Here is an 8,943-nt window from a genome sequence, read left to right on the forward strand (position 1 = left end):
AAAGCCAGTTTCAATTAAGCGTCTCCAGGGCAGAAGTGAAGGCGCTGGCGCCCTGCTCCGCCGAGCTGAAGGCCATGCGCATGAAACCAAACAGTTCGCGACCGGTGCCGATGTTGTTGCCCAACAGGCCCTTGGCCGGCGTGCGCGCTGCAAATTCTTCGGCGTCCACCTTAAGCTCCAGGGTGCCTTTGACGCCATCGACGCGGATGATATCGCCCTCTTGCACCCGCGCCAAAGCGCCGCCCACATATGCTTCGGGGCTGACGTGAATGGCCGCAGGGATTTTCCCCGAGGCACCGGACATGCGCCCGTCGGTCACCAATGCGACTTTGAAGCCACGGTCCTGCAGCACGCCAAGGAACGGCGTCATCTTGTGCAGTTCTGGCATGCCGTTGGAGCGCGGGCCCTGGAAGCGCATCACCGCGACAAAATCCTTCTCGAGCAAACCAGCCTTGAACGCATCGGCCAAATCCTGTTGATCCTGGAACACCATGGCCGGCGCTTCGACGATCTGATTCTCCAGCGCCACGGCCGAGACTTTCATGACACCACGACCGAGGTTGCCTTCCATGACCCGAAGGCCACCTTCCGGCGAGAACGCACGGGCAACCGGACGCAAGATGCTTTCATCGAGGCTTTCGGTAATGCCTTCGCGCCAGACCAGTTCGCCGTTATCGAGGAACGGCTCTTTGGTGTAGCGGCTCAGGCCATGGCCCATCACGGTGTTGACGTTTTCGTGGAGCAACCCGGCGTCCAGCAGCTCGCGGATCAGGAACGACATGCCGCCCGCCGCCTGGAAGTGGTTGATGTCGGCTTTGCCGTTCGGGTAGACGTGGCTCAGGGTCGGTACCACCTCGGAGAGGTCGGCCATGTCCTGCCAGGTCAACTGGATGCCCGCCGCCATGGCGATCGCCGGCATGTGCAAGGTGTGGTTGGTCGAGCCGCCGGTGGCATTCAAAGCGACGATCGAGTTGACCAGTGAACGCTCATCGACGATCTCGCCGATCGGCATGAAGTCGCCATTCTGCTTGGTCAGGCGAGTCACCTGATGCGCGGCTTCGCGGGTCAGGGCATCGCGCAGCGGCGTGTTCGGGTTGACGAACGAAGCGCCCGGCAGGTGCAGGCCCATGACCTCCATCAGCAACTGGTTGGTGTTGGCCGTGCCGTAGAAAGTGCAGGTGCCCGGGCTGTGGTAGGAATTCATTTCCGATTCCAACAGCTCTTCGCGGCTGGCCTTGCCTTCGGCGTAGCGCTGGCGCACGTCGGCTTTCTGCTTGTTGGAAATACCGGAAACCATTGGCCCGCCCGGCACGAAGATCATGGGCAGATGGCCAAAACGCAGCGCGCCCATCATCAAGCCCGGGACGATCTTGTCGCAGATGCCCAGCATCAGCGCGCCATCGAACATGTTGTGGGACAACGCCACGGCGGTGGACAGCGCTATCACTTCACGGCTGGGAAGGCTCAATTCCATGCCCGGCTCGCCCTGGGTCACGCCATCGCACATGGCCGGGGTGCCACCGGCGAACTGGCCGACAGAACCGATTTCGCGCAGGGCTTTCTTGATCAGCTCGGGGAAGACTTCGTACGGCTGGTGCGCCGAGAGCATGTCGTTATATGACGAAACAATCGCAATGTTTGCGGAGTTCATCATCCGCAAGCTGTTCTTGTCGTCGCTGCCGCAACCGGCCACGCCGTGGGCGAAGTTGGCGCATTGCAGCTTGCCGCGCATCGGACCGTCGCTGGCCGCACCGCGAATCAGTGCCAGGTAAGCCTCACGCGTTGCGCGACTGCGAGCGATAAGCCGTTCGGTGACTTCAAGGACGCGGGGATGCATGTTCAGAACTCCAGGCTAACGGATGTGGCGACCTGATTGTCTATGCTGATCAAAAGCCGGTGTCGATGGGATGACGGACGGTTTTCTTGATCGGTTGGACCAGTTGATTCAGGTCACTCGTTGTAGATTGAATAAAATATTGCCACTAAAAAGGCTTGTTTTCTATTTTTTTACGAATAATCTTGTTATTCCAACAACAAAACGACGGTAGCGCTGACATATGACTCTTCGAATCGCAATCAATGGTTTTGGCCGGATCGGCCGTAACGTCCTGCGCGCACTCTATACCCAGGGCTATCGTCAGGATCTGCAGATTGTCGCCATCAACGACTTGGGCGATAGCGCGATCAATGCACACTTACTCAAATACGATACTGTTCACGGCACGTTCGACGCCGATGTCCAGCACGATCAGGAAAGCCTGACCGTCAATGGTGACCGTATTGCGGTCAGCGCGATTCGCAATCCGGCCGACTTGCCATGGGCTGCGGAAAAAATTGACGTGGTGTTCGAATGCACCGGTCTGTTCACCGACCGCGCCAAGGCAGCCGCACATATTACGGCCGGCGCACGCAAAGTGATCATCTCGGCCCCGGCCAAGGGTGCCGATGCCACGGTGGTCTACGGGGTCAACCACGACATTCTGCGCCAGTCGCACCAGATCATTTCCAACGCGTCGTGCACCACCAACTGCCTGGCCCCGGTGGCCCAGGTTCTGCACCGTGAACTGGGCATCGAAAGCGGCCTGATGACCACGATCCACGCCTACACCAACGACCAGAACCTCACCGACGTTTACCACACCGACCCCTACCGCGCCCGTTCGGCCACCCAGAACATGATCCCGAGCAAGACCGGCGCCGCCGAAGCGGTGGGCCTTGTACTGCCGGAACTGGCAGGCAAGCTGACCGGCATGGCGGTGCGTGTACCGGTGATCAACGTGTCGCTGGTGGACCTGACCGTGCAGCTGAAAAAAGAAGCCACTGCCGACGAGGTCAACGCGCTGCTCAAGCAAGCCAGCCAGCACTCGAAGATTCTCGGCTACAACACCCTGCCGCTGGTTTCCAGCGACTTCAACCACAACCCGCTGTCGTCGATCTTCGATGCCAACCACACCAAGTCCAGCGGCAAGTTGCTCAAAGTGTTGGCCTGGTACGACAACGAATGGGGCTTCTCCAACCGCATGCTGGATAACTGCCTGGCGCTCTGCAACGCCGAGTAACCGCCGCCTGCTTGTGTAGGAGCTGCCGAAGGCTGCGATCTTTTGACCCTAGCGCCGGCATATCGCCGAAAAGATCGCAGCCTTCGGCAGCTCCTACATGTGGCATGTGTAAATCCGTCTAGAGCAGTAATCCTCATGATCGGTATCAGCTTCACCCAAAAAACCATGGCAGCGCGCAAGCGCATCGCCCTGGTCGCCCATGACCACTGCAAAGTGTTTTTGCTGGACTGGGCCGCACGGCAGAAAGACAGACTGGCGCAACATGAACTGGTCGCCACCGGCACCACAGGTTTGTTATTACAACAACGCCTGGATTTGCCCGTGGAGAGCATGATCAGCGGCCCGCTGGGTGGTGACCAACAACTTGGCGCGCAAATCGCCGAGCAACGGGTCGACATGCTGGTGTTCTTCTGGGACCCGTTCGAGCCGCAGCCGCACGACCCGGACATCAAGGCGTTGCTGCGTGTAGCGGCGGTCTGGAACATTCCGGTGGCGTGCAATGAATGCAGCGCCGATTACCTGCTCAGCAGCCCGTTGATGGAACAGGCGCACGCACACCGGATTCCCGACTACGCGACGTATTTGCAGGGCCGTGCGTAAACCTTCACAAATCAATACTTGACCACTTGAGCGGATGATAAGCATTATCATCCGCTCAATTTGGATCAGGTCCTCCCGTGAGTCAATCGCGCTTCAACAACGTCTTCATCACCCAGCGAGTCTCTCTGCTGCGCACGCTGGAGCGAATGGTCAACAATCACAGCACCGCCGAAGACCTCCTGCAGGAGACCTACCTGCGAGTCACCCGTGCGCTCAGCGAGCGGGCCATCGATCACCTTGAGCCCTTTGTTTTCCAGACCGCCCGCAACCTGGCGCTGGATCATTTGCGCGCGCGACGCATCCATTCGCGCACCATGGTCGACGACGTGCCGCTGGACGTGATGCAAAGCGTCGCCGCACCCGCCAGCAGCGCCGAAGACGCCGCCCATGCCGAACAATTGCTCGAGCGTTTGAACGTGCGCCTCAGTCAACTCAGCCCCCGCCAGCAGCAGATTTTCATCCTCAGCCGCCTGCACGGTCACAGCTATCTGGAGATCGCCGAAAAACTCGGCGTATCGCTCAGTACCGTGCAGAAAGAGCTGAAACTGATCATGACAATCTGTATCGGGGTAGCAGAGAACAGCAGCGGCAAGCTATAAGCTGCAAGCTCCAAGTCAACCGCCGAACCGGGTTTGCAGCTTGTAGCTTGTAGCTTGAAACTGCTCTTCAAAAGCCCCTGCCGAGGAAACACCGTGACGGACACCCACCGCTCCCCTTCGCCCTCACCGGCGCAGGCCACTGCTGACGCGATGGACCAGGCCCTGGACTGGCTGATCGTGCTCGACAGCCCGAGCGAAGAACAAACGCGTCAATTCCAAGCCTGGCTCGCGGCGGACCCGGCGCATGCCGAGGCGTTCGCCAAGGCCCAATCGATCTGGAACGGTCCGCAAGTCACGCATTGCGCGCAAAACCTGGCTGCACGCCCGGCGAAAGTCACCGTGCTGTCGCGCCTGCGCCCGCACTGGAAACCCTTGGCCACCGCTGCCGTGCTGATCCTCGGCCTGTTCAGTTTCAGCAACGTGCCAATGCGCCTTCAGGCCGATCACCTGACCGTGGTCGGTGAACGCCAGCGGCTGCAACTGGAGGATGGATCTCAAGTCCTGCTCAACACCAACTCGGCGTTTTCCAGCACCATCAACGACAAGCAGCGCGAGGCCCGGTTGTATCAAGGCGAGGCCTTTTTCGAAATCAAACCCCAACGCGGCAAACCCCTGGAGCTTGAAGCGGGGCTGGTGACCGCCAGTGTTCGCGATACCGCATTTGCCGTGCGTTACCTCGATGGCGTGACACAGGTTCGGGTGCAACGCGGGGATGTCGACCTGCGTGCTACCCGCGACGACGCACGGGTGCGCCTGACTGCCGGCGAAAGTATCCGCATCGGCCCCAACGGTTTCGATCGCCCGGCCAAACTGGATGCCGCCACCGACCTGGCCTGGGTCCAGGGTCGACTGGTGTTCGAGAACTGTCCGTTGAGCCAAGTGCTCGCGGAGCTGCGTCGCTACTATCCGGGCTTGATCATCAATACCAACGAGCAGTTGGCCGATGTCGCGGTGACCGGCAACTACCGTCTCGATCAGCCGCTGGATGTCGTTCGTTCGCTGGCGCACATCACCTCGGCACGGCTGAAGGAATTCCCCGCGCTGGTGATCTTGAACTAAATGAGTAATTATTTTTACTCGATAGCCTTTCCTCGTACGTCTCGTTATAGCCAATGCAATTGATTCGCATCTCACCATGCCAATCAGCACCTATAAAGATTCGTGCGACACGGAGCGCTATCGATGTCCTCTCGCCTTACCCGCCAGTCCTCTTCACCTTCCCGCGTACTGTCGTTGCTGACCGCCGCCATTCTGATGGCCGGCACTGCGCCGGTCATGGCTGCCAGCGCCGAACAGCCTAGCCGTAACATGGGCGACTACTCGTTTGCCATCGCGCCGCAGTCGCTGGTTTCGGCTCTCAACGCCTTTACCGCCGTGACTGGCTGGCAGGTGGGCTTGCCCGCGCAGCTGGCTGAAGGTGTAGCTTCGCCGGGCGTGCGCGGGTCATTGCCTCCGGAAAAAGCCCTGGATCGCCTGTTGGTGGGGACCAACCTGAGCTATCGCAAGCTGGGCAACAACAACATCGTGCTGGAGCGCCGCAGCAACAGCGCCGCACTCAATCTGCAACAAACGACCATCAGCGCTACCCGCCAGGAACAGTCGGTGGACAGCGTGCCCAGCACCGTCACCGTTCACACCCGTGAAGAACTGGACCGCAACAACGTCAACACCATCAAGGACCTGGTGCGCTATGAGCCAGGCGTTTCCGTGGGCGGTACCGGTACACGCGGCGGGATCAGTGGCTACAACATTCGAGGCATCGACGGTAATCGGGTGCTGACCCAGATCGATGGCGTCGAAGTCCCCAACGGTTTCTTCAACGGCCCGTATGCCAAGACCCAACGCAACTACGTCGACCCGGAAATCATCAAGCGCGTCGAAATCCTCCGTGGTCCGGCGTCCGTGCTCTACGGCAGCAACGCCATCGGCGGCGCGGTCAGCTACTTCACTCTCGACCCGGATGACATCATCAAGCCTGGCCAGGATGTCGGCGCGCGCCTGAAGACCGGCTACAGCTCGGCTGACGAAAGCTGGCTCAAATCCGCCACCGTGGCCGGGCGCGCCGATCAGTTCGACGGCTTGCTGCATTACAGCCAGCGCGACGGTCACGAAACCGAATCCTACGGCAGCAACAACAGCACCGGCCTGACCCGCACCGCCGCCAACCCGGAAGATGTGCGCACCCACAATGTATTGGCCAAGGCTGGTTGGAACTACAAGGATGACGCACGACTGGGCCTGGTCTACGAGAAATACAAGGACGACCGAGATACCGATCTGAAGAGCGCTTACGGCGGGCCTTACTCCGATGGCAAACCGACGATCCCCAACAGCATATTGCCCGGCGGCATGTATCAGTCGCGCAGCGGTAACGAGACCATTACCCGTGAACGCTTCGGCCTGGAGCACAGTTTCGCCCTCGACAGCCTGTTGGTGGATAACGTCAAGTGGAGCCTGAACCATCAGATCGCCAAGACCGATCAGAGTACCGATGAGGTCTACTTCCCGATTACCCGCAAAGTGTTGCGCACCCGTGAAACGCTCTACGAAGAAAAACAGTGGGTCTTCGACGCGCAACTGGATAAAGCCTTCAGCATCGCCGACACCGAACACCTGCTGACCTACGGCACCACCATCAAGCAGCAGAAAGTCACCGGTTCGCGCAGTGGCAACGGCACCTGCCTGGCTGTGGGTCGCGGCTGCACCGCCATCGGTGCCACCAGCGCAGCGGACGTACTGAAAAAATCCAGCGACTTCCCGGACCCAACCATCAACACCTATAGCGTGTTCGCTCAGGATCAGATCAGCTGGAACGACTGGACCTTCATGCCGGGCCTGCGCTACGACTACACCGAGCTCAAGCCGGAAATCACCCAGGAGTTCCTCAACACCGTTTCGGCCGACGGTCGCGGCACCGTCAGCGACGAGAACAAGACCTGGCACAAAGTCTCGCCCAAGTTCGGCCTGACCTATGCCTTCAACGACAACTACACCTGGTACGGCCAGTACGCCGAAGGTTTCCGCACACCAACCGCCAAAGCGCTGTACGGACGTTTTGAGAACACCGCTACCGGCTACCGCGTGGAGCCGAACCCGGACCTGGAGCCGGAAAAAAGCCAGAGCTACGAAACCGGTCTGCGTGGCAATTTCGAGCAGGGCTCCTTCGATGTGGCGGTGTTCTACAACAAGTACCGCGACTTTATTAACGAAGACGCCGTTACCCCTGGCTATGACCAGCCGACCTTCCAGAGCGCCAACATCAAGCACGCCACCATCAAGGGCGCAGAGATCAAGGGCCGCCTGAACCTCGACGCCTTTGGCGCACCACAGGGGCTCTATACCCAGGGCTCGGTGGCGTATGCCTACGGTCGCAACAACGACAATGGCGAACCGCTCAACAGCGTCAACCCGATGACCGGCGTGTTCGGTCTCGGTTACGACCAGGACAACTACGGTGGCCTGCTCAGCTGGACGCTGGTGAAGCGCAAGGATCGCGTCGACGACAGCAACTTCAAGTCGCCGGACGGCGTCAGCAGTCAGTTCAAGACCCCGGGCTTCGGCATTCTGGACATGAGCGCCTTCTACAAGGTGACCAACGACGTCACCGTCAGTGGCGGTGTCTACAACCTGACCGACAAGAAGTACTGGCTGTGGGATGACGTGCGCGGCTACGACAACGTGGGCGAAGCCTCGGTGACCCAGCCGGCCAACCTCGATCGCCTGACCCAACCGGGTCGCAACTTCGCGGTCAACCTGATCTGGGACATCTGACCCGACACACCTCACTACGTGGCTTTCATAGAGCCCGTAGTGAGGATTTTTACTGTCTGGCCCGTGCTCATTCGTCTCGTTACCAAGCACCTCTTTTCCCCCAAGGATTTGTCATGACTACTCAGGACACCGCTCAACGCCCCAGCCTGCGTTCACAACGCTTGAACCAGATCACCCACGAGCCCCACACCAAACTCGATGCCCTGGTCAAAGCCCATGCACCGTTTGAAACCCAGGCCAATTTCGCCCGCTTCGTGGTGGCGCAGTACCTGTTCCAGTCGGAACTGGTGTCGCTGTACAACGATGCCGAACTGACCGCCATCGTTCCCGACCTGCCGGCCCGTTGCCGCGCCGAAGCGGCCAAGGCTGACCTGGCAGACCTGGACACCGAAGTGCCGGCACCAGTGGCGGGCGCCGTGAACAAACCGAGCAAAGCCCAGGCCTTGGGCTGGCTCTTCGTCTCCGAAGGCTCGAAGCTCGGCGCTGCGTTCCTGATCAAGCGTGCCGTGGGCTTGGGCTTGAGCGAAACCTTTGGTGCGCGTCACCTGGGCGAGCCGGAAGGTGGTCGCGCACAAGGCTGGAAAAACTTCGTCAAGACCCTCGATGAGCTGGCGCTCACCGAGCAGGAAGAGGCCGAGCTGGATCAAGGCGCCATCGATGCATTTAACCGCTTTACCGTGTTGCTGGAGCAGGCTTATTCCAAAGCCCCGGAACTCGCCTGATACACCACCAATCCCTGTGGGAGCGGGCTTGCCCGCGATGGCGGCTTCACATTCAACACAGATGCAGAATCTCGAATCGCTATCGCGGGCAAGCCCTAATGCCAGTCAGTTAAGGAACTGTAGGAGCGAGCTTGCTCGCGAAAAACGTTAACGATGACGCGAGCATCCTGAATGGTCGCGGCGTCTACAGGT

Annotated in this window: 7 protein-coding genes; 6 read left to right on the forward strand and 1 reads right to left on the reverse strand. The window is 59.8% G+C overall.

The window, feature by feature from the left end; translation table 11 throughout:
* Nucleotides 1-10: 10 nt before the first annotated feature.
* Complete coding sequence (gene edd, locus ACRESJ_RS03275) at nt 11-1,837, reverse strand: phosphogluconate dehydratase (RefSeq protein WP_431756619.1); 1,827 nt, start codon at nt 1,835-1,837, stop codon at nt 11-13.
* Nucleotides 1,838-2,057: 220 nt separating this feature from the next.
* Here edd and gap point away from each other — a divergent pair, with 220 nt between their 5' ends.
* The 6 genes from gap to ACRESJ_RS03305 all read left to right on the forward strand — a co-directional run bounded on the left by gap (nt 2,058) and on the right by ACRESJ_RS03305 (nt 8,751).
* On the forward strand, nt 2,058-3,059 hold the full coding sequence (gap, locus tag ACRESJ_RS03280) for a type I glyceraldehyde-3-phosphate dehydrogenase (protein ID WP_431756620.1): 1,002 nt from the start codon (nt 2,058-2,060) through the stop codon (nt 3,057-3,059).
* 135 nt (nt 3,060-3,194) lie between these two features.
* Nucleotides 3,195-3,659 carry a methylglyoxal synthase gene (locus ACRESJ_RS03285; RefSeq protein WP_431756621.1) on the forward strand — a complete coding sequence of 155 codons (465 nt, stop codon included), beginning with the start codon at nt 3,195-3,197 and terminating at the stop codon, nt 3,657-3,659.
* 77 nt (nt 3,660-3,736) lie between these two features.
* Nucleotides 3,737-4,258: an RNA polymerase sigma factor gene (locus ACRESJ_RS03290; protein ID WP_431756622.1), complete on the forward strand. Its 522-nt coding sequence runs from the start codon at nt 3,737-3,739 to the stop codon at nt 4,256-4,258.
* Between the two features lie 93 nt (nt 4,259-4,351).
* Nucleotides 4,352-5,317 carry a FecR family protein gene (locus tag ACRESJ_RS03295; RefSeq protein WP_431756623.1) on the forward strand — a complete coding sequence of 322 codons (966 nt, stop codon included), beginning with the start codon at nt 4,352-4,354 and terminating at the stop codon, nt 5,315-5,317.
* A 123-nt stretch (nt 5,318-5,440) separates the two neighbouring features.
* On the forward strand, nt 5,441-8,029 hold the full coding sequence (locus ACRESJ_RS03300) for a TonB-dependent receptor (RefSeq protein ID WP_431756624.1): 2,589 nt from the start codon (nt 5,441-5,443) through the stop codon (nt 8,027-8,029).
* A gap of 113 nt (nt 8,030-8,142) precedes the next feature.
* Nucleotides 8,143-8,751 (forward strand): biliverdin-producing heme oxygenase, encoded by a 609-nt coding sequence (locus ACRESJ_RS03305; RefSeq protein WP_431756625.1) that lies wholly within the window; start codon nt 8,143-8,145, stop codon nt 8,749-8,751.
* The last annotated feature ends 192 nt before the right edge of the window (nt 8,752-8,943 follow it).

The organism is Pseudomonas sp. (assembly GCF_050739655.1).
Taxonomy (GTDB): Bacteria; Pseudomonadota; Gammaproteobacteria; order Pseudomonadales; family Pseudomonadaceae; genus Aquipseudomonas.

What these genes read in the sequence shown, in the direction of transcription:
- edd (WP_431756619.1), bottom strand. Translation starts at nt 1,837, where the DNA reads ATGCATCCCCGCGTCCTTGAAGTCACCGAACGGCTTATCGCTCGCAGT.
- gap (WP_431756620.1), top strand. Translation starts at nt 2,058, where the DNA reads ATGACTCTTCGAATCGCAATCAATGGTTTTGGCCGGATCGGCCGTAAC.
- ACRESJ_RS03285 (WP_431756621.1), top strand. Translation starts at nt 3,195, where the DNA reads ATGATCGGTATCAGCTTCACCCAAAAAACCATGGCAGCGCGCAAGCGC.
- ACRESJ_RS03300 (WP_431756624.1), top strand. Translation starts at nt 5,441, where the DNA reads ATGTCCTCTCGCCTTACCCGCCAGTCCTCTTCACCTTCCCGCGTACTG.
- ACRESJ_RS03305 (WP_431756625.1), top strand. Translation starts at nt 8,143, where the DNA reads ATGACTACTCAGGACACCGCTCAACGCCCCAGCCTGCGTTCACAACGC.